Below are 21,003 nucleotides of genomic sequence, written 5' to 3' on the forward strand. Positions count from 1 at the left end.
CGGGTCAAAGCCCTGCACCGCTTTTAAAAAGCCCAGGCAGCCCAGTTGGTACAGGTCCTCCGGATCGGCGCCGCGGCCATAATAGCGGCGCACGATGCTCCAGATGAGCCCGGCATTCTCCTCGATCAGCCTGGCGCAAGCCTCGTTGTCCCCGTTTCTCGCCTCCCGGAGCAGATCGGGGGTATCCGCCACGCTCACACTCGGCCCCCCAGACGGCGGGAGATACGGCGGCGCATGGTCACGGTGGTCCCCCGTTCGGGCACAGAACGGACTTTCAGGGTATCCATAAAGCTCTCCATGATGGTGAATCCCATGCCGGAGCGCTCCTCGCTTCCGGTGGTAAAAAGCGGCGTGCGGGCCTGCTCCACATCCGCGATCCCCACGCCCCAATCCTTTACCACGATCTCCAAACTGTTGTCCTCGAACAGGCGCAGCTTCATACTGATCCTGCCCAGGGTATCCGGGTAGGCGTGGACGATACAGTTGGTCACCGCCTCGCTCACCGCTGTCTTGATGTCGTTGACCTCGTCCAGAGTGGGGTCCAGCTGGGCGGCAAAGCAGGCCGCCGTGGTCCGGGCAAAGCCCTCGTTGGACGAGCGGCTGAGAAAGGTGACCGCTGCCTCATTGATCGCTTTCATATGTACAAAAACCTCCCATGGGGGCCGCTCCCGGCGGCCCCGACCGTAATTGCAAAAATCGGTATTCCCAAGCGCCCGGGCAGCCCGGCCCTAAAAGCGGATGAGCTTGTCCAACCCCGCCGCCCGCAGGACACGGGCCGCCTGGGGGGGGACGTTGTGCACGCGTACCTCGCCCCCCAGCGCGCCCAGACGGCGGTAAGCCCGCAGCAGTACGGCAATGCCCGAGCTGTCCATAAAGGTCACGCCCCCCAAGTCCAGCTCCAGCACCCGGGGCAGGGACGTTTCGATATTCCGTTCCAGCTCTCCCATGATCTCCCGGGCGCCGTGGTGATCCACCTCGCCGGACACCTGCGCGGTAAGCACCCGGTCCTCCCCGGTGCATTTCACTGCCATGGCTTGTCCCTCCTGATACAAAAAATCGCAGTATACCAAAATTTGGTATACTGCGATTATAGCGCCTGAACCCCGCTGAATTTGTCGATTTTTTTACCGGACGAGAGAAAAGCTGGTAAAAATCCACTTATCCCCCACCTTTTCATAGGGGAAGTCATAGGTCTCGCTGCCCACCACGGCAAAGCCCTGTTCCGGATCCAGCACCTCCACCGTCACCTGCACAGTGCAGCGGTCGGGATTGCCGTCCCGAAGGACCTGGGCGGTCTCTCCGCCCTTGGTGATGTCGGCGCCCCGCGCGCCCTCCTGGACGTAGAGCGCGCCGTTCAGATCCACATATTGGGTGCCCCCGGCGGGCAGCAGGGATTCCACCAGTTCGTCCGAGAACCGGTTTTTCAGATAGCCCCGCAGGTCGGCCAGGGTCGCCAGGCCGGGATAATCCACCCGGCTGTACAGGATCTCGCCCACCGCCACCTGATCTGCAGGATCGGCGGGCAGCGTGGCCATCTGGAACCAGCCGAACACCTCCACCGCCTGACGGTACGCAGCCAGCACCGTTTCATCATCCGGCACGGCCGTACCCCCCTGCTCCGGTGTGGGCGTGGGCAGCACCTGCGTCTCCTCCGGCATGGGGACCGGGTCCACCAGCACCGGCTCCGACGGCTCCGGCGGCGGCGTGGGCTCCGGCGTAGGCTCCGGCGCAGCGGACGGCGCGGGTGTGAGCGCAACGGTGGGCCGGACGCTGGCAAGCGGCGTGGGCGTGGCTTCGGTTTCCGGCGTAGGTACGTTCTCTACTCCGGGGCCGCAGCCCTGCGTGTATCCCGCCAGCAGGAACAGCACCGCCACCAGAGGAATCAACCGTTTCATGGGCTTACGCCCCCTTTCTTCCTCACAATTCATTTGCCCTATTTTACCCCTTCCCTGTCCATTTCACAACTACAGCTGAATGACAAGGAGTGACAAAATAGGCGCAAAAACGCCGCCGTCCGGCTTGGGAGGCGGCGTTGCCCTGTTTTTCTGCATTTTCTGCTGGATTTTTTCTCACTTTTGCCCAATATCATAGCGCGCGCAGAAGCGCTCCACATCATCGAAGTCCCGCAGGCGCTCCTTCAGCGTCTCATGGCTCCAGTCCCACCAGCGGATACGCTCCATGGCCGCGATCACCTCCGGCGCATACCGCCAGCCAATGTGCCTTGCAGGTACGCCGCCCACGATCTCATAAGGGGCCACATCGTGGGTGACCACTGCGCCCGCGCCCACCACCGCGCCGTCCCCCAGCGTCACGCCGCCCATCACCACGGCGTTATGACCGATCCAGACATCGTTGCCGGTGGTCACATGGGACGTCTCCCGCCGCCACCGGATCAGGCCCTCGTCGTCCGGTCCAAACCCGTAGTGGGAACAGCGATAGGTAAAATGATGCGCGGCCGCCCGGGTCTTGGCCGGGTGCTGCACGGGGCTGATACGCACGCCGGTGGCGATGGAGTTAAACTTGCCCAGCGTGGTGTAGATCACGTCGTTCGAGCCGAAACAGTAGGTGTAATCCCCCACCGCGGTCTCCTCCAGCACACAGCGGTCCCCGATCTCCACATACCGGCCCAGGGTACAGTTCTGGATGCGGGAGGTGGGGTGAACCAGCGGCGTTTGGGCCGAGAGATCCTGGCTGAAATCCAACATTACAGACTGCTCCAGTCGATAACATCCTTGTTCTTCACGAAATACTCGATGCCGGAGTACACGGTGGCAGCCAGGATGACCACCGTGCACACCCGGTCCAGCGCAGGCCGCGAGAAGGCCAGCATCAGGCAGATACACACCATGGTGGAAGCGGTCTTCACCTTGCCCGACCAGGCCGCGGCAATGACCCGGCCCCGCTCCGCGGCGATCAGGCGCAGGGCGGTAACGGCAAATTCCCGGACGATGACGATCAAAAGCGCCCAGGCGCTCAGACGGCCCATCTCAACAAAGCACAGCAGCGCGGCCATGACCAGCACCTTGTCGGCCAGCGGGTCCATAAACTTACCGAAGTCGGTGACCTGATCGTAATGCCGGGCGATATAGCCGTCCACAAAATCGGTGATGCAGGCCAGGAGGAAGACGATCAGGGCGAACAGCATATGGAAGGGGAAGCGGAGATAGACCGCCACCAAAAACAGTGGGATCATCAGCACCCGCAGCATCGTCAGCTTATTGGCGGTATTCATTCCATCACTCCTCGATCTCTCCGGTCAGGTCCCCGTCGGAGACGCCGGTGATGCGGACAGGGACAAAGCTGCCCGCGGCCACCAGACCGCCGGCGGTAAAGAAGACCTTGCCGTCCACGTCGGGCGAATCGGCATAGCAGCGCCCGGCGTAGCAGCCCATCTCCGGATCGAAGCCCTCGCACAGCACCTCCAGCGTCTCGCCCAGGCGGCGTTCGTTCCACGCATCCATCACCCGGGATTGCAGATCCACCAGCAGCTCCACCCGGCGCTCGGCCACGGCCGGGTCTACCTGGCCCTCCATGGCGGCGGCGGGCGTGCCCTCCTCGGGCGAGAACTGGAAAATGCCCGCCCGCTCGATGCCGGCGGTGCGCAGGAAGGCGCACAGCTCCTCAAACTCCGCCTCTCCCTCGCCGGGCAGGCCGCAGATCAGGGAGGTACGCAGCACCAGTCCGGGCAGGCGCGCGCGCAGCCGCGCCAGCAGCGCCAGGATCTCCGCCTTGGTGGAGCGGCGGTTCATGGCCTTGAGGATCCCGTCGTTGATGTGCTGAAGGGGGATGTCGATATACTTTACGATTTTCCGTTCCGAGGCGATCACGTCGATGAGGCTCTCATCCACCTCGTCCGGGTAAAGGTAGTGCAGCCGTACCCAGTGAAAGTCGAGCCTGCACAGTTCCCGCAGCAGCTGCCCCAGCATCCGCTTGCCGTAGATGTCGGTACCGTAGCGGGTGATATCCTGGGCAATGACGATAAGCTCCTTCACGCCGCTTTCAGCCAGCGTCCGGGCCTCGGCGAGCAGGGACTCCATGATGCGGCTGCGGTAGCGGCCCCGGAGGGAGGGGATAACGCAGTAGGCGCAGCGGTTGTCGCAGCCCTCGGCGATCTTCAGATACGCGGTGTAGGGCGGGGTGGACACCAGCCGCGCCCCGTCCTCCTGCGTATGGTCAATGTCCCCGAAGCGGAAAGGCCGGCCCCCGGCCATGACCTCCTCCAGCGCGGAGACGATCTCGGTATAGCTGCCGGTGCCCAGCACGCCGTCCACCTCGGGCAGCTCCTCCACCAGCTCCTTCTGGTAGCGCTGGGACAGGCAGCCGGTGACCAGCAGCTTCTTCAGCTTCCCCTCGTCCTTGAGGGCGGCCAGCTCCAAAATATTCTGGATGGCCTCGCTCTTGGCCGAGTCGATAAAGCCGCAGGTATTGAGCACCGCCACATCGGCCCCCGCCGCCTCTCCGGCCACGGTGTGGCCCGCCTGGCGCACCAGGGCCATCATCTGTTCGGTATTCACCAGGTTCTTGGCGCAGCCAAGCGATACGAATGCAACCTTCAAAACAGGAATTCTCCTTTAATCTTTGGTATCCTTCAAGCCCAGCAAGCAGTCGGCGGAGCCTTGAAAAAAGCGGGCCAGCTCCACCAGCTTTTCAATGGTCGTTGAACGATTTCCGCGTTCAATCGTACGGATCGCCTTGGGGAAAGTCCCACCGCATCGCCCAGCTCTCTCCGGCTCAGGCCGCGGGCCTTCCGCAGTCGGTAGACACGCTCCGAACATGCTGTTCGATCGTCCATGCTTGCTGCCCGTCTTTTACCGAAAAGCAGATTGCAATTTGCTCATAGGCAAAATCAAATATCATTCGAGGTAGTTGCCAGGGCATTACCGCATCATTCGGCGCGTGCGGATTGGCACGAAAATTTGTGCCGCAAAAAGGCGCAAAACCGCAGGAATACTTTGTGTATTGTAAGGTTTCGCAACGCATTTGTGGGGCAAATCGGCCGCCAAGACGTGCGTGGGGAATTGTCCGGTGATGCCCTAGGTCTAAGCGCATTGAAGCGCTTTGTTGCGGCAGATTTGAGGGGCGCGACCGTCCCAACGCTTCCCCGGACTGCGCCAAAACCGTCCGGACGCTGAACGGCCGCCAGGATCAGATCCAAGCGGCGCCCGGCGCATCCTTTCAGGACGAGCTGCTTTCCCTGCGCGCACGGCTTTGCGCCCCGGAAGCGCCCGCCGCGTCCCGCAACGGGGTATGGCTGGGCGGTCGGTTCGTACCGGCGGTCTTGTCCGATCCCTGCGCCGCCGGATCGTCCCCCGGGCCGCTCCGGAGCTTCGTTCCGCGGTCCTATTCCGAAAGCGCCCGATAGCGCTCCAGCCCCTCCTGGATCTCCTCCCAGCGGTAGCCCCGCCGGGCCAGCGCGTCGGCGGCCCGTTTCAGCGCCATGGGGTCGGATGGGTCCGCGCCCCGGAGCTTTTTTTGCAGCAGGGCGTCGATGGCGCCTTCGGGGGGCTCCTGCGCCGCCAGGGCATCGTCCCAGCAGTCCCGGGGCACCCCCCGGCGGTAGAGCTCGTCCCGGAGCTTGGCGGGACCGCAGCCCCTGGCGGAGTAATGCTCCACCACCCTGCGGGCGTAATCGGCGTCGTCCAGATAGCCCATCTCCTCCAGCCAGTCGGCGGCGGCGGCGGCCTCCTCTGCCGTGGCCGCCGCCGCCTTTTCCCGGTCCCTCGGCCGGGCGGTGAGCTTATCGGTCAGCTCCTTCCGGGACAGGGGGCGGGCGGCGATCAGATCCAGGGCCTTGTCCCGCACCCGGCCCTGCCGCGCCGCAGCGCTCAGGCGCTCCAGCAGCTCCGGGGACAGCTCCATACCGGCATACAGGCCGAAGGCGGCCACCTCCCTCGAACCCAGGCGCAGGATCGCGCCGTCCTCCAGGAAGGCCAGCCAGCGGTCCCAGACGCGCTGAGAGGGCCGGAGCTTAACGATCTTCATCCTCGCCGTCCTCAAAGTCATCGGCGGATACATCCACCGCGCGGCCGGCGGCCTTGGCGGCGGCCTTGGCCTGACCGCTGAGCAGCTTATAGGCGTTTTTGCGGATGTCCGCCTCCACCTGCTCGCAGACCTGGGGATTATCCTTGAGGTACTGCTTGGCGGCGTCCCGTCCCTGCCCGATACGCACCTCGCCCATAGCGAACCAGGAGCCGGACTTCTGGATCAGATCCAACTTGACGGCCAGATCCAGGATCTCACCCACCTTGGAGATGCCCTCGCCGTACATGATGTCGAACTCGGCCTCCTTGAACGGGGGCGCCACCTTGTTTTTGACCACCTTTGCCCGGGTGCGGTTGCCGATGACCTCGCCGCCGTTTTTCAGCGCTTCGATCCGCCGCACCTCGACCCGCACGGAGGCGTAGAACTTCAGCGCCCGACCGCCGGTGGTGACCTCGGGGTTGCCGTACATGACGCCTACCTTTTCCCGGAGCTGGTTGATGAAGATGACCACGCAGTTGGTCTTCGCGATTGAGCCGGCCAGCTTGCGCAACGCCTGGCTCATCAGCCGGGCCAGCAGGCCCACATGGGAGTCGCCCATGTCCCCCTCGATCTCCGCCCTGGGGGTCAGGGCGGCCACGGAGTCCACCACCACCACATCGATGGCGCCGGAGCGGACCAGCGCCTCGCAGATCTCCAGCCCCTGCTCGCCGGTGTCCGGCTGGGAGATGAGCATGGAGTCGATATCCACGCCCAGCGCCCTGGCATAGCTGGGGTCCATCGCGTGCTCGGCGTCGATGTAGGCTACCTCGCCGCCCCGCTTCTGGGCCTCGGCCACCACATGGAGGGCCAGGGTGGTCTTGCCGGAGGATTCGGGGCCGTAGATCTCGATGATGCGCCCCCGGGGTACGCCGCCGATCCCCAGGGCCAGGTCCAGAGACAGGGAGCCGGTGGGGATGGCCTCCACCACGATGCCGGTGTTCTCCCCCATACGCATGACGGTGCCCTTGCCATAGGTCTTCTCCAGCTGGGCGATGCAGGTCTCCAGCGCCCGTTTCTTATCGGACGCCGGGGCTGCCGCCTCCACGCCGGCCTTCTTTTTCTCAGCCATTCTGATGTACTCCTCTCCAATCGCGGGGAAACGCCCCGCGCTATGTATTCAGGGTCCCTTCCACGACGCGCCAGATCCCCTGGGTGTCCCGGTGCGTCTGGATCGCTTCAAACCCGTTTTGTGCCAGAATATACTCCACGTCCGGGGCCTGCCCGATCCCCACTTCGAACAGCAGCCCGCCGCCCAACCGGAGGGCGGTGCCCCATCTGGAGGCGATGGAGCGGTAAAAATCCAGCCCGTCCGCACCGCCGTCCAGAGCGGAATGGGGCTCGTAGTCCCGCACCGACACGTCCAGGCCGGGAATGTCTCCCGAGGGAATGTACGGCGGGTTGCAGACGATCACATCGAAATCCCACAGCACAGGGTCCGGCTTTTCCTTCGCGTCGGCCAGCATGCAGGTGACCCTGGCGTTCAGGTCGTTGCGGCGCACGTTCTGCTTGCAGATCTTCAGCGCCTCCTCGCTCAAATCGGCCAGCACCACCCGGCAGGCGGGCACGTTGGCGGCCACCGCCAGGCCCACGCAGCCGCTGCCTGCGCACAAATCCAGCACCCGCGCGCCCTCCCCCGCGGCCCGGGCGCGCAGGATGGCCCGCTCGGCCAGCAGCTCGGTATCCATGCGGGGGATCAGTACGTTCCGGTCCATATCCAGGCTCAGTCCATAGAACTCCCATTCTCCGATGATATAAGCCACCGGCTCTCCCGCCAGACGGCGCTCCAGTAGCGCGCGCACCCGCTCCTCCACCGGATCGGAGGCATACAGCGCCAGGTCCCGGAAAAACTGCTCCCGGGTCTTGCCGGCGGCATAGCAGACGATCTCCCGCGCCTCCAGCTGGGCCGACTCGATCCCGGCTTCTTTCAGCCGTTTCCGCGCGTCCAGATAGAGGTTGTTGTAGGTGGTCGCCATAAAACCACTTCCTCGATTTCCAATTCTCACACAGCACCGCGCCGCCCGCCCCGAACGGCCCCCGCAGGCGGGGATACGAACGCGAAGCGGCGGCTCCGCGGGGCTTGCGCGCCCAGGGCACGGCGCTTCCCCCGGGCGTGGAACATCACCACTCGTCTTTGCCCTTTTCCTCCGGCAAAACCAGCGTAAAGGCCCGTATCCCCACTTCAATCATGGAATCGTCGGGTTCAAACGTGGTCCAGTTCTGGAGCCACAGCCCCGGCGCGGTCACGATGCGGGTAAAGGCGTTGTCATATTTGCCTACCAGACGGTTGAGCTCGTAAGTAATGCTCACGATGACCGGCAGCAGCAGGATATGCAGCCCCATGCGGGCGAAGGTATTGGTCACGTGGACAAAGGCGAACAGAACGCTGGAGAGGAGAATGCTCACCACGATGACCACAAACAGGAAGCTGGTGCCGCAGCGGGGGTGGTGCCGTGGCTGCTTGCGGACGTTCTCCACCGTCAGCGCCTCGCCCCGCTCATAACAGAAGATGGTCTTGTGCTCGGCGCCGTGGTACTCGAACACCCGGTGGATATCCTTCATACGGGAGCAGAGGACCAGATACCCCATAAAGATGACGATACGCACCACGCCCTCCAGCAGGTTGCGCCCCCACATGGGCAGCGGGAAAAAGTAGGCCACGCCGCCGGCCAGGGCGGTGGGCAGCAGGAAAAACAAGACCACCGAAAACAGGATGCCCAGCACCACTGCGAAGGTGACGACCGCGCCGGCGGCTTTCTCGCTGCCCAGGCGCTTGTCCAGCCAAAGCTCGAATTTAGAGGGCTCCTCCGGCTCCTCGTCCTCGGGAAAGAAGCTGGCGGAATACATCAGCGCCTTGACGCCGTTGGCCAGCGAGGAACAGAAATTGAACACGCCCCGGAGAAAGGGGACGCCCAGAATGGGGTGCTTGTCCTTGATAAGCACCCGCTCCTCCACCTGCTCCACCAGCTCGCCGTCCGGCTTGCGGACCACCACGGCTTTCTTCTCCGGCCCCAGCATCATGATCCCTTCGATCAGGGCCTGCCCGCCGATCATGGTCTTGTACGGCGTAGCGCAGGATCGGTCTTTTTCATTCGTCATGCAGCAGAAATTCTCCTTCTCGCTTTCATCGTTTCCTGTCGTTTTGTATTTTATCAAACCCGCACCCCAATTGCAAGGGGCGCGGGTATTATTATCGAACTTTTGTTCTATCTCACGGTAATTCCGCCGAGAGGCAGGCGGAGCGTGACGATACAGCCGCCCCCCTCCGCGTTGCCGATCTCCAGCGTACCGTTGTGGCGGGAGATGATCTCGTCGCACACTGCAAGGCCGATCCCGCTGCCGCGCGCTTTGGAGGAGCCTTTATAAAATTTGTACTTCACGTGGGGCAGTTCTTCCTCCGGGATACCGGGGCCATAGTCCCGGATGGTGATGACCACTTGATCCCCGTCCCCCCGGATGGCCGTGTCGATGCGTTTTCCGCTGCCGCCGTGCTTGGCCGCGTTGTCCAGCAGATTGCAGAAGACCTGGCGCATGCGTTCCGGATCCCCGGACAGGGGCGGGAACTCCTCCTCGCAGTCGAAGTGATTCAGTTCAATGCCCTCCCGGCGGAAAAACTCCCGGTAGGTATACACCGCGTCCTCCAGCTCCGCCTTGATGTCCATGGGCTCGATGGAAAGGGTAAACCGCCCGTCCTGGATACGGGAGAACTCCAGCAGCTCCTCCACCATGTTGGTCAGCCGCCGGGCCTCGGACACAATGATGCCCATCCCCTTCTTCACATCCTCCGCGTCCCGTACTTCCCCGTTCATGATGGTCTCCGCCCAGCCGTTGATGGCGGTGAGGGGCGTGCGCAGCTCATGGGAAACCGAGGAGATGAATTCATTCTTCAGCTTCTCCGACTGCTTGATCTTCAGGGACATGTCGTTGAGGGCGTCGGTCAGATCACCGATCTCGTCGTCGAACTTCTTCTCGATCTGGATCCCGTAAGACCCGGCGGCGATCCGTTTGGCGGTGTCTGTGATGCCCGCTACCGGATCCACGATGGAGCGGACGAAGTACAGGTTGGAGAAGTACACCATACCCAGGATGGCAAGGCCGATGCCCAGCGCGATGCCCACAATGAGGATGATCTGCCGGTCCACGCTGCGCAGGGAGGTGACATACCGCATGGCCCCCACCACCCGGCCGTTGATGATCAGCGGGCTGGAGGCCGCCATGACGTGCTCTCCGGTGCTGGGGTCCGAACCCGTCCACACCTTGGTGCGGCCCTGGCTGAGGGCCTCCGCGATATCCGGCGTGCCGGGCGAGCGGAACGCGGTCAGGTCGGAGCTGGAAAAGCGGATCTGGCCCCGGGAATCGATGAACTCCACCTCCAGCTGCTCCCCCGCCGCATCGCTGACCACGGAGCGGGCGTACTGGTAATAGGTGCTCTCCGCCTGATAGGCACGAAAGGAATAGATGGCCCCCTCCGCCTTGCTGCGCAGGGCGTTGCTCATGGTCGTGTAGTAATAGCTCCCCATGGCGGCGGAAAACGCCGTCACCGCCAGCAGAACGATGAACAGCACCACACTGATGGAATTGACCATCCACCGCTTGCGGATCCCTTTGATTTTTTTCATAGAGCCTGACTTCACCACCTGGATGGATCTCTTTGGTCCTGCCTTTCACCGGGCCGAAGGGGCCCGGCCATTGGGCCCCCGGCGGACGGATCGAAACCGCCGCTTCAAAAGCCCTGCTGATAGCCGTGCCCCTCAGGGGCGTAAGATAGACCGGATTCATGGGGGCGTCTCATCCCCTATTGTACGGGGACCGCTTGTGCTTTCGACCTGCTGGAGCGAAATAAATCCGCTCTGGGCCAAGGGTTTGCCTGCGGCAAGCCCTTGTGCGGCGCAGACGCCGCCCCGCTGCGCGGGGCCCACCCAAGCCGCCCCCGGGCCGCCGACTCAAAAGCCCCACTTATAGCCGTATCCCCACACGGTCGTAATATAGACCGGGTTCGTGGGGTCGTCTTCGATTTTGATGCGCAGACGGCGGATGTTCACATCCACGATCTTCAATTCCCCGAAGTAATCCCGCCCCCAAACCGAGTCCAGGATCTCCTCCCGGGAAAGGGCCTTCCCGGGGTTGTCCATAAAGAGTTTGATGATCGAGTATTCCACCTGGGTAAGCTTGACCCGCTGACCGCTTTTCTCCAACGTGCGGTTGCGGGTATTGAGCAGGAAGGGCGGCTGGCTGATCTCCCCGGTGTCCGCCGCCTCCTCCCCGCCGGTACGGCGGTAAAGGGCGTCGATACGGGCGGTAAGCTCCGCCGGGGAGAAGGGCTTGGTCACGTAGTCGTCCGCCCCGGTCATCAGGCCGGTGACCTTATCCATTTCCTGCGTGCGTGCGGTGAGCATGATGATGCCGATCTTGTTGTCCCCCGCCCGGATGCGGCGGCAGACCTCAAACCCGTCCATGTCGGGCAGCATAATGTCCAAAAGCGCCACCTTGATATCCGGGTTGCGCTTGAGCTGGGCCAGGGCCTCCTCGCCGCTCTCGGCTTCAATGGCCTCGTATCCGGCCCGTTTCAGATTGATGACCACAAAGCTGCGGATGTTCGCCTCGTCCTCCAGCACCAGCACCTTTTTCATGTCGTTCCCTCCTCTATGTTGTGACCGACCAATCGCTGACGATCAGGGCGAAGTTTTCCTGTACGCCCGTCTCGTCCAGGCCGCAGTCCCAATCGCAGTCTACAAACCGCGCGGCATACAGCGTCTCGCTGTCGTCCTCCGCCCCGGTATGCAGGCGGAAGCGGCCCGTCATATTGGCACGCATATAGCGGTTGTCGCCGGTGAGCTGATAGATGACCAAAAACGGCGCGGGATCCACCGCCGCATCGCCTTCCCAGTAGGAGAAGACCACCGCCCGCTCCCCGCTGCTGGCCAGATCGCTGCGGGAAATGGCGATCTTGTTCTCCCACTCGTCCGGCAGGATGAAATACCAGCCGTCCCGCACGTTGTGATAAGTGGTAAACACCGGCCAGGCGGTTCCGTTCACGTCGAATTGCCGCCAGCGGATGGCCCAGAAGTTCACCGCCGCGCTGGTGCTGTTGGGGTCGGGCAGCGCATAGGGGGCGGTCAACTCCATCACCCCGTCCCCGTTGATATCGGTTCCTGAGACTTGGGTATACAGGCGGATGGTGTTCTCGCTCTCCCCTTCCCGGTTCAAGGTAATGTTCTCGATCCGTCCGCTGCGCCAGGCAAAAATATCTGTGATCAGGCCGTTCTCACCCTTATAATAAGATGGAATGAACAGCGCCGGGACCCTGTCCCGCAGATAGCCCGTCTTGATCCCGCCGTCCGCCAGACCGGTCACATTGCGGGACAGGGGTGCGGAGGACTCCAGCTCCAGGACCCCCTCCTGAAAATTATACAGCTCCGCCCGGTTGTCCTCGTCATTGACCCCGGTCTGGAGGACGATCAGCTCCCTTTGGCTGTCCCCGTCCAGGTCGAACAGGCAGAAGTCCGTATAGTCGGTGCGCACCAACTCCACCACCTCGTAGCGGTCGATGGAATAAATCCCCAGCGCATGGGTCTTCTCGTACATCTGCCAGCTGACCACGATCTCCTTGGAAGGGCTGTCGTCCAGGTCCACATAGCTGACCGAGTTGATGGCGGTGCCCGTCCCTTCGATGATGGCGGCCACCTCGTAATCCTCTTCGGTCTGACGGTAGATGTAGATCTTCAGGGGCCGCTCGTCCGTACTTACCCGGAAAAACGCGATGGCCTCCATATTTCCATCCCCGTCCAGGTCCTGGAGCTGTACCTTTTGCGTCAGCTCTCCGCTCAGAGGCGCGGCATATTCACCGCCCTGGTTGAGCACCTCGTTGATCTTATCATCCAGCTTCAAATAATCGTCAGGCGCGCGGGGCGGCGCGTAGAGCTCGTCCACCGACTGGGAAAAGCACCCGGTCAGCAGCAGGAGCAGTCCCGTTGCCAGACACAGCCTGAGTCCGTGTTTCTTCATATCCGTTTTCCTCCAAAGGGGGTCTGTTGCGGTCTTTGGATATCATATCATATTTTTTTCTGAAATGGTACCCTCAGTTGATACGGATAGCCATGCCGGCACGGCCGCGGCGCACGCGCCGCGCGCTCCCCGCCGGAAAACCGTATCTGACGCCGCCCATTGAGCGCACAGTGCTCTTCTGCTTGTTCCACGCAAATGTCAAGTTAAAGATGCGAAAAATATAAAATTATTTATGAGGCAAGGCCAAACGCCGCCGAGAACATAGCCGCCGAGGTCGAAAACCCCAATATCTCGCGTGGATAATTGTTTATCCACGACTCGACCTCGCGCACCTGTGCCGCCGTCACTTTATCGAAATCCGTACCTTTCGGAAAGTGCCGCCGTATCATGCGGTTAATATTCTCGTTCGTGCCTCGCTCGCAAGATGTGTACGGGTGACAGAAATAAACGGTCGTCCGCTTTGCGTTCTTCCGTCGGGAGCTCCGCTCGATACCCTCGTAATCGGCAAACTCGGAGCCGTTGTCGACCGTTATCGTTTTGAAAACCTCATAGAAAGCCGCGCCGTAAAGCCGCTCGAGGCGGTCTAATGCCTTAACGACCGTCTCGGCCTTGCCGTCCTTTATTCTGATTATGATTTCTCGACGAGTGACCCGCTCCGAGAGCACGAGGAGTCGGGCGCGGGTTTTCTTTTTGCCGACGACGGTATCCATTTCCCAATGTCCGGGCTCTTGCCGCTCGTTCACATAGTCGGGCCGCTCCTCGATGGACGTACCGCGAGGCGGAGTCTTTGCCCGCACTTGCTTGTATTCCCGCTTGCGCTCGCCCCGCTCCGGGAGGTCTTTATTTGTGATAGTCGGGAAGATATTACCGTCGTCGATGTACTTATAGAGCGTCGCCCGGCAAAAGGTCATACCGAGATAAGCGTATTCCTCGGTTTTGAGGAGGGCGCACACCGCCGCCGGGGAGTAATGGTCGTCGCGTATCTTGCTCTCGATGAAATCGGCGACGGCGTAGTTATTCCCGATTTTGAGCGGCGCACCTTTGGCGGCGAGGTTGGCTTGATACTGATACTCGGCGTTATCGGGATTATAGGGGCGTACCGTCTCCGTCAAGTCGGAGTTTCTATGCACATACGGCCCGCCGCGCTTGATTTCCCGGTATATCGTGCTGATATGTACGCCGAGCTCCTCGGCGATTTCTTTCGGCTTATATCCGGCGTTTAACCATGCCTCTATTTTGAGCCTGTCCGAGTATTGTAAATGCTTAAAGCTCCGCGCCATAATATAACCTCCTCAAGAGAACAAAAGAGGGGCGGTTTCCCGCCCCTCGATGTTACTCGGCTAAAAAATCCTCGATAGCCTTTTTAATTATCTGCGCTTGAGGTACTCCCTCGGCGGCGCATTTTTCTTTGAAAGCCGCCATCCACAGTTATTTACCTCCAATGCGAAAAGCTCGCGGTATTTCCGCAATACGGATTGCACGACGTAATACCCATGAAAACGCCTCATGTGTCCGAGCCACGAAACGAGGGACGCGGCAACGTCCGCCGCCGTCATTCTACCTTTATCTACCCAACGCCGAAAAACCGAGAGCTTGTCTTTCATGTGCTTTACGCCCTTATAGGTCGGCTTTCGGATAACGGCCCCGTGACGACCGTACCGAAATCTCACCTTGCAGAACGAAAAGCCTCGAGATAGCTTGATAATCTGCGTCTTTTTCTCATTGAGCCGGATACCGTGCTCGGCGCATAGCCGCCGGAGCTCCCGGAGGCATACACGGAGCCGCTCTTTCGACTCGCTGATAATACAACCGTCGTCCATATATCGCTCGTAATGCTTCATGCGGAGTACGTCTTTGATATAATGGTCGATTTTGTTCGGTAGAGCGAGGGCGGCAATCTGCGAGACTTGGCTCCCGAGCCCGAGGCCAACGTCGCCGAAATTGCCGATAAAATACTCGGTAATAGAGGCGATGCGGTCGTCTATGCCGCTCCGTCTGATTTCCGCAAATACGGGCGCGTGTTGCGCCGTATCAAAATACTTGGAGAAATCAAACACGAGGACGTAGCCCTCCCGCCCGTGCTTGCGGTAATGCTCTGCGAGGAAATGCGTAACACGTCGGACGGCGAAGTCGTAGCCCTTGCCCGGCAAGCTCGCGCCGTTGTCGTAGATGAACGACCGGGAGAGCATAGGCGTTAGGCAGTTATCGCACAAACAACGCTGTACGACTCGCTCGCTTATGTGTACGCTCTTGATGTGTCGAGGTTTGCCGCGCTCTACGATGTCAAACTCGTAAAAGCCTTTGGAGCGATACCGCCCGGCGAGCAATTCCTCGTGTGTTCTGTTGATGTGCGCGAGGTTAGAGGCTTTGTATCGTTGAGTGCTCGCTTTCCACCCTACGCCCTTAATAGAGCCGCGATATGCGTCGTAAAGCCGCTCAAACGAAAAGACGGCCTCGAAAGTGCCGTACTCTTTGGCGAGCTCCGCCCGCCGAGCCGCCCGAGCCGCCTTGCGACGCTGATACCGTGCCTCGCGTCTTTCTGCGCTGTTCATAATAAAAATTGATACCTCGTACATTTCTTTCTCGGTATGCCGTCTAAAAATCAAAGCGCACCCCGGAATGCGAACGCGGGGGCAAGACGGGTTCCGGCTTTCGTCCGGACCCGGACGAAAAAGACTGCCTCCGGCGCAAGTCGGAGGCAGTCTTTTGTTGGTCTTATACCAATTCTCCCTAAAACGGTTGAACCGTTTTAGGGAGGCCACAGAATGTGGCTCGGCGGCGTAGCCGCCAAGAATGTCGTCAATACTGTTCCTTGCTCCACAGGCGCTGCGGCGTCATACGCCGCAATAAAAAGGCTTACTAAACCTTTTTATCAAGAAACAGCATTATAACGCCGTCAGCGGCCCATGCGCACCAGATAGTCCGCCGCCGCCGACACCAGCAGGGTGCCCGCTCCCAGAAGCAGCGCGGTATAGCGCCGGTCTGCCGCCCGGAACAGCCCGGAGGGCCGCGGCCGGTCCGGCGCATCCTCCTGCTGGGGACGGGGCCGCAACTGAAACGCCTGCTTGGGCAGACTGTCTCCTTTCAACAGAAGGATACCGCCGAACAGCAGGGTAAATCCTCCCGCCAGCATCAGTCCCGACCGGGCCGTCTCAAGGCCGTTGGCGGCTCCTCCCGCCAGGGTCCCCACACCCCACAGGACGGCGCCCAGCGCCAGCCCGATCCCCAGTCCCAGCACCAGGGCCAGAAGCAGATCCCGCAGGACCGTTTGCAGCTTCCGCATGGCGCTACACCAGATGGCAGGCCACAAAATGGCCCGGCTCGACTTCCCGCAGGGCGGGCGTCTCCTGGCGGCAGCGCGCGCAGGTGCGGCTGCACCGGCCCGCAAAGCGGCAGCCCGGAGGCGGGTCCACAGGGCTCGGGATATCCCCTTCCAGCCGGATGCGTTCCCGGGTCAGCTCGATCTCCGGGTCCGGGATGGGAATAGCGGAGAGAAGCGCCTGGGTATAGGGGTGCAGGGGCTTGTCATAGAGCCGCTCCGACTCGGTCAGCTCCACCAGCGTCCCCAGGTACATGACCGCGATGCGGTCGGAGATGTGCTTGACCATCGCCAGGTCGTGGGCGATGAAGAGGTAGGTCAGGCCCATCTCCCGCTGGAGCTTCACCAGCAGGTTGACGATCTGGGCCTGGATGGACACGTCCAGAGCGGAAATCGGCTCGTCGCACATGATAAAGTCCGGATTGACGGCAAAGGCCCGTGCAATGCCGATGCGCTGGCGCTGTCCGCCGGAGAACTCATGGGCAAAGCGGTTGGCGTGCTCCTTGTTCAGGCCCACCATGTTCAAAAGCTCATAGACCCGCTCGGTGCGCTGGGCGTGGTTTTGGGCCAGGCCATGGATGTCGATGCCCTCGGCGATGATATCGGCCACCGTCATGCGGGGATTCAGGGAGGCGTAAGGGTCCTGGAAAATGATCTGGGCCCGGCGGCTGAAGGCCAGCTTGTCCGCGCCCCGCAGCTTGTGTACATCCCGCCCGTCAAAGAGGGCCTCTCCGCCGCTTTTGGGATACACCCCCATGGCGGTGCGCCCGCAGGTGGTCTTGCCGCAGCCCGACTCCCCCACCATGCCCAGGGTCTCGCCCTTGTAGATGGTGAAGGACACGTCGTCCACCGCCTTGACGGTGGCCCCTCCGGCGGCGGGGAAATACTTTTTCAGGTGCCGGACCTCCAGCAGAGGCTCCTTTTCCTTCATATCCCGCCCGCCTCCTTTCTGACGACGAAGGGCGCGTCCACCTTGGGCGCCCGGGGGTCGTGAAGCCAGCAGGCCGCCTGGTGCCCCCCGCCGAAATCGGTATCGGGGGGCATCTCCTCTTTACATACGGGCATGCAGTACCTGCACCGGGTACAGAACGGGCAGCCCGCCGGAGGGCTGAGCAGGTCGGGCGGCGTGCCCTCAATGGTGGCCAGCTCCTGCTTGTTCTTCAGGTCCAGCCGGGGCACCGCCTTCAGCAGGGCCCAGGTATAGGGGTGGCGGGGATGATAGAAGAGTTCCGCCGAGGTCCCCCGCTCCACGATCTTGCCGGAATACATGACGCAGATGTGCTTGGCGATGCCCGCCACCACGCCCAAATCGTGGGTGATCAGGACGATCGCCGCGCCCAGCTCCCGCTGGAGCTGCTTCATCAGGTCGATGATCTGGGCCTGGATGGTCACATCCAGGGCCGTGGTGGGCTCGTCCGCGATGAGCAGTTTGGGATCGCAGGCCAGCGCGGTGGCGATCATGGCCCGCTGGCGCATACCGCCGGAGAACTGATGGGGAAATTCCTGGGCCCTGCGCTCCGGATTGGGGATGCCCACCCGCCGCAGCAGCTCCACCGCCTTCTCCGCGGCCTCGGCCTTTCCCGCCCGGCCGTGGACCCGCAGGGTCTCGGCGATCTGCTTTCCCACCCGCATGGTGGGGTCCAGGCTGGTCAGCGCATCCTGAAAGATCATGGCGCACTGCTCGCCCCGGTACGCGCGCCATTCCCGCTTTTTCATTTTCAGGATGTCCCGCCCTTCATAGAGGATCCGGGAGCCCGGCTTGATCTCGCCGGGGTCCTGGATTAGGCCCATGATGGACTTGGCGGTCACGCTTTTGCCGCAGCCCGACTCTCCCACGATGGCCAGGGTCTCCCCTTTCTCCACTGCAAAGGACACGCCGCGGACCGACTGGACTTCTCCGGCGTAAGTGTGATAGGAGACCCGCAGGTCCTGGACCTGTAATAATTTTTCTCCCATAGCCTGCGCCTACTTTCTCAGTTTGGGGTCCAGCGCGTCCCGCAGTCCGTCCCCCAGCAGGTTGAAGGCCAGAACGATGAGCACCAGGGCCGCGGCGGGGAAAATGAGCTGGAGCGGATAGAACTCCATCGCCGCCTGCCCCAGAGAGATCATGACGCCAAGAGAGGTGTTGGGGGGCTGGAGCCCGATCCCCAGGAAGCCCAGGGTGGATTCCTGAAAGATATAATTGGGGATGGAGGTCGCGGTGTTGAGGATGAGGATGCCGATGGTATTGGGGATCAGGTGCTTCAGGATGACCCGCCGGGCGGGGGCGCCCAGGGACTGGGCCGCCATGACGTACTCCGAGCTTTTCAGCTGGAGGATCACGCCCCGCATGGCCCGCGCGGTATTGCACCAGGAGGTGACGCACAGTGCCACCAGCAGGCTGGGCACGCTGTTGTCCAGCACCATCATGACGATGATGACCACCAGCAGGTAAGGGATGGACATCATCACTTCAATGACGCGCATCATGATATTGTCCACCCAGCCGCCGAAATAGGCCATGATGCCGCCGTAGGCGCAGCCCACCACCACCTGCACGCAGGTGCAGACCAGAGCGATGAGCAGGGATACCCGTCCGCCCACGCACACCCGGGCAAAGATGTCCCGGCCCAGCATGTCGGTGCCGAACCAGTGCTCGGCGCTGGGGGGCAGGTTTTTCAGGGTCGGCTGCATGTAATCATACTCCCAGCCGCAGAGCAGCGGGCCAAAAATCACCAGCACCACCATCAGCACCAGCACTACGATGGAAGCCATGGCGATGGGGTTTTTCCGCAGCCGCCGCCAGGCGTCCTGCGCATAGGTGATCGTGGGACGGGCGATGGCCTCTTTGTCCGCGTCGGCGCAGCCGATGATGACGAAACGATTGTCTGCCGCTTGTTCCATTTGCTCACCTCACGCCTTTCCGCCCACACGGATGCGGGGATCGATCAGAGTATAGAGGATATCCACCAGAAAGACCACGGCCACATATACGATGGACATGAGCACCGTTTGCCCCAGGATGATGGACAGATCCCGGGACTGGACGGACTCGATGAAGTAGCGGCCGAAGCCGGGGATGGCGTAGATCTTCTCGATGAAAAAGGAGCCCGTCAGGGCAAAGGCAATGCTCATGGGGAGCACCGTGATGATGGGAATAAAGGAGTTGCGCAGGATATGGCGGCGGACGATCTGGGGCTCGCTGAGCCCCTTGGCCCGTGCAGCGAGCACGTAGTCCTGGTTGATCACATCCAGCATGGAGGTCTTGAGCAGCCGGGAATAGGTGGCGATATAGCTGAAGCAGCCGCTGAGGGTAGGCAGCACGGTATACGCCCAGCCGCCGAACCAGAGCTCCTCCCCCGACGGCCAGCCGATGATGGGAAACAGCCCCATCTCCCCCGCCACATACTTTTGCAGCAGAAGGCCGAAGATCAGCGTCGGCACCGAGATCATCAGCACGGAAAAAAAGACGATGATATAATCCAGCCACGTTCCCTTGAACATGGCTGCCAATATGCCTAAGAGAAGGCCGACCCCCACACCGACCACGATGGTCTGCAGTCCCAGCCGGGCCGAGGGCGCCAGGGTCTCCTGCAAAAGCTTCTGGATATCATAGCCCGGCATACGCACCGATTCGCCGAAGTCGCCGTGGAGCATCCCCTTCATGGTGATGACGTAGCGTTCCAGCACGGGCTTGTCCAGGCCGTATTTGCGGTACAGATTTTCCCGGATGGACTCCGGCAGGCGGTCAGCCCGGTCGGAGAGCGGGTCTCCGGGCACAGCGGCCAGGAGGAAAAAAGTGGCCGTGGCAATGACGAAGATCGTCAAGAGCATCTCAAAGAAACGGCGCACCGTATACTTCAACACAGTCTATCCCTCGTTTCTGTCAAAGGGGGCCAAACCGGCCAACGGTCGGTCTGGCCCCCTTTTGACCACAGGACTTATGGAGCCCTTCTCTTATGCGACGACATACGCCCGGGAGAAGTCGAACCGGGGACCCACAAAGGGGAACGTCATGCCCTGGATCTGGTTGCTGACGCAGAGGATGGTGTCGCTGTACATATAGGGGATGGCCGCCACCTCGTCGCAGACGATCCACTGCTCGGCTTCGGCAAAGATCTTCTCACGCCCGGCGGGATCGGGCTCGGCGTTCAGACGGTCGATAAAGGTGTCGAACTGCGCGGCCCGCTCCTCGGTCCAGCCGGAGTAGCGGATGGAGGTGCCATGGCTGCTCCACATCTCCACGAAGGCCATGGGGTCGTTGTAGTCGCCGTTCCAGCCGGCCTGCCCGATGTCATAGCGCCCGGCGTTGCGCTCTTCCCGGAACAGGGAGCTGTCGCCCAGGACGTTTACGTTGACGGTGATCCCCAGCGCCGTCTCCCAGGCGTTTTTCCAGTACTCCTGCTGCTGGCGCTTGATGGCGGTATCGCCGGTGCAGATGTAGGTGATGGTGACCTCAGACAGCTCGCGGGTGTCGCCCAGCTCCTCCATGCCCTCCTTAAACAGGGCCCGCAGCTTCTCGTTGTCCAGCGCGTACGCGTCGAACTCCGCCTTCAGGGGCTCGGTCACATCGTCGCGGAAGGTCAGTTCGCCGTTCTGCACGCCGTAGGGCACAAAGCCGTAGGCGGCATAGTAGCGGTCAAAGACCACCTGGGTGAATTCCTCCCGGTTGATGGCCAGGG

22 protein-coding genes are annotated in these 21,003 nt (G+C 61.8%); all 22 read right to left on the minus strand.

Translation table 11 applies throughout. The annotated features are described in order from the left end of the window. Positions 1–198 (minus strand): sigma factor (locus MR825_RS10690; protein WP_287880694.1); only part of this gene is annotated, 198 nt, incomplete at its 3' end. Next, positions 195–638, minus strand: a complete 444-nt coding sequence (gene spoIIAB / locus MR825_RS10695; RefSeq protein ID WP_186906227.1) for an anti-sigma F factor — start codon at positions 636–638, stop codon at positions 195–197. The genes MR825_RS10690 and spoIIAB, both read right to left, overlap by 4 nt. Before the next feature lie 90 nt (positions 639–728). Further along, positions 729–1,031 carry an STAS domain-containing protein gene (locus tag MR825_RS10700; protein WP_186906228.1) on the minus strand — a complete coding sequence of 101 codons (303 nt, stop codon included), beginning with the start codon at positions 1,029–1,031 and terminating at the stop codon, positions 729–731. Between the two features lie 93 nt (positions 1,032–1,124). Beyond that, positions 1,125–1,895 carry a hypothetical protein gene (locus MR825_RS10705; RefSeq protein WP_186906229.1) on the minus strand — a complete coding sequence of 257 codons (771 nt, stop codon included), beginning with the start codon at positions 1,893–1,895 and terminating at the stop codon, positions 1,125–1,127. 174 nt (positions 1,896–2,069) lie between these two features. Then, complete coding sequence (locus tag MR825_RS10710; protein ID WP_186906230.1) at positions 2,070–2,705, minus strand: DapH/DapD/GlmU-related protein; 636 nt, start codon at positions 2,703–2,705, stop codon at positions 2,070–2,072. Continuing rightward, on the minus strand, positions 2,705–3,232 hold the full coding sequence (gene pgsA, locus MR825_RS10715; RefSeq protein ID WP_186906231.1) for a CDP-diacylglycerol--glycerol-3-phosphate 3-phosphatidyltransferase: 528 nt from the start codon (positions 3,230–3,232) through the stop codon (positions 2,705–2,707). Before pgsA ends, MR825_RS10710 begins: the two co-directional genes overlap by 1 nt. A 4-nt stretch (positions 3,233–3,236) precedes the next feature. Further along, positions 3,237–4,556: a 30S ribosomal protein S12 methylthiotransferase RimO gene (gene rimO / locus MR825_RS10720; RefSeq protein WP_287880698.1), complete on the minus strand. Its 1,320-nt coding sequence runs from the start codon at positions 4,554–4,556 to the stop codon at positions 3,237–3,239. Between the two features lie 784 nt (positions 4,557–5,340). Continuing rightward, positions 5,341–5,982: a regulatory protein RecX gene (locus tag MR825_RS10725; RefSeq protein WP_287880699.1), complete on the minus strand. Its 642-nt coding sequence runs from the start codon at positions 5,980–5,982 to the stop codon at positions 5,341–5,343. Beyond that, complete coding sequence (gene recA, locus MR825_RS10730; protein ID WP_186906234.1) at positions 5,969–7,090, minus strand: recombinase RecA; 1,122 nt, start codon at positions 7,088–7,090, stop codon at positions 5,969–5,971. Before recA ends, MR825_RS10725 begins: the two co-directional genes overlap by 14 nt. Positions 7,091–7,130: 40 nt before the next feature. After that, positions 7,131–7,994, minus strand: a complete 864-nt coding sequence (prmC, locus tag MR825_RS10735; protein WP_186906235.1) for a peptide chain release factor N(5)-glutamine methyltransferase — start codon at positions 7,992–7,994, stop codon at positions 7,131–7,133. A 145-nt stretch (positions 7,995–8,139) separates the two neighbouring features. Then, positions 8,140–9,117, minus strand: coding sequence for a DUF1385 domain-containing protein (locus tag MR825_RS10740; RefSeq protein ID WP_287880701.1), 978 nt, complete (start codon positions 9,115–9,117; stop codon positions 8,140–8,142). Positions 9,118–9,224: 107 nt separating this feature from the next. Beyond that, on the minus strand, positions 9,225–10,637 hold the full coding sequence (locus tag MR825_RS10745; RefSeq protein ID WP_186906237.1) for a sensor histidine kinase: 1,413 nt from the start codon (positions 10,635–10,637) through the stop codon (positions 9,225–9,227). A gap of 324 nt (positions 10,638–10,961) precedes the next feature. After that, positions 10,962–11,648, minus strand: a complete 687-nt coding sequence (locus MR825_RS10750; RefSeq protein ID WP_186906238.1) for a response regulator transcription factor — start codon at positions 11,646–11,648, stop codon at positions 10,962–10,964. 13 nt (positions 11,649–11,661) lie between these two features. Then, positions 11,662–13,023, minus strand: a complete 1,362-nt coding sequence (locus MR825_RS10755; RefSeq protein WP_256176194.1) for a hypothetical protein — start codon at positions 13,021–13,023, stop codon at positions 11,662–11,664. Positions 13,024–13,253: 230 nt separating this feature from the next. Beyond that, entirely contained in the window at positions 13,254–14,303 is a 1,050-nt protein-coding gene (locus tag MR825_RS10760) for an IS30 family transposase (RefSeq protein ID WP_287880704.1), read from the minus strand. 87 nt (positions 14,304–14,390) lie between these two features. Continuing rightward, positions 14,391–15,575: an RNA-directed DNA polymerase gene (locus MR825_RS10765; RefSeq protein ID WP_287880706.1), complete on the minus strand. Its 1,185-nt coding sequence runs from the start codon at positions 15,573–15,575 to the stop codon at positions 14,391–14,393. Between the two features lie 344 nt (positions 15,576–15,919). Beyond that, positions 15,920–16,306, minus strand: a complete 387-nt coding sequence (locus MR825_RS10770; RefSeq protein ID WP_287880708.1) for a hypothetical protein — start codon at positions 16,304–16,306, stop codon at positions 15,920–15,922. Positions 16,307–16,310: 4 nt separating this feature from the next. Then, the gene (locus tag MR825_RS10775; RefSeq protein WP_287880710.1) at positions 16,311–17,273 is read right to left on the minus strand and encodes an ABC transporter ATP-binding protein; all 963 of its coding nucleotides are present in this window, start codon (positions 17,271–17,273) and stop codon (positions 16,311–16,313) included. Next, positions 17,270–18,298: an ABC transporter ATP-binding protein gene (locus MR825_RS10780; protein WP_186907622.1), complete on the minus strand. Its 1,029-nt coding sequence runs from the start codon at positions 18,296–18,298 to the stop codon at positions 17,270–17,272. Before MR825_RS10780 ends, MR825_RS10775 begins: the two co-directional genes overlap by 4 nt. Positions 18,299–18,307: 9 nt before the next feature. Further along, the gene (locus MR825_RS10785) at positions 18,308–19,225 is read right to left on the minus strand and encodes an ABC transporter permease (RefSeq protein WP_186907621.1); all 918 of its coding nucleotides are present in this window, start codon (positions 19,223–19,225) and stop codon (positions 18,308–18,310) included. A gap of 9 nt (positions 19,226–19,234) precedes the next feature. Further along, a complete protein-coding gene (locus MR825_RS10790) occupies positions 19,235–20,188 on the minus strand; it encodes an ABC transporter permease (RefSeq protein WP_186907620.1) in 954 nt (317 codons plus the stop codon). 90 nt (positions 20,189–20,278) lie between these two features. After that, the coding region (locus MR825_RS10795; RefSeq protein WP_287880713.1) for an ABC transporter substrate-binding protein at positions 20,279–21,003 on the minus strand (725 nt) is incomplete at its 5' end.

Source organism: Lawsonibacter sp. (assembly GCF_022777125.1).
Lineage (GTDB): Bacteria > Bacillota > Clostridia > Oscillospirales > Oscillospiraceae > Lawsonibacter_A > Lawsonibacter_A hominis.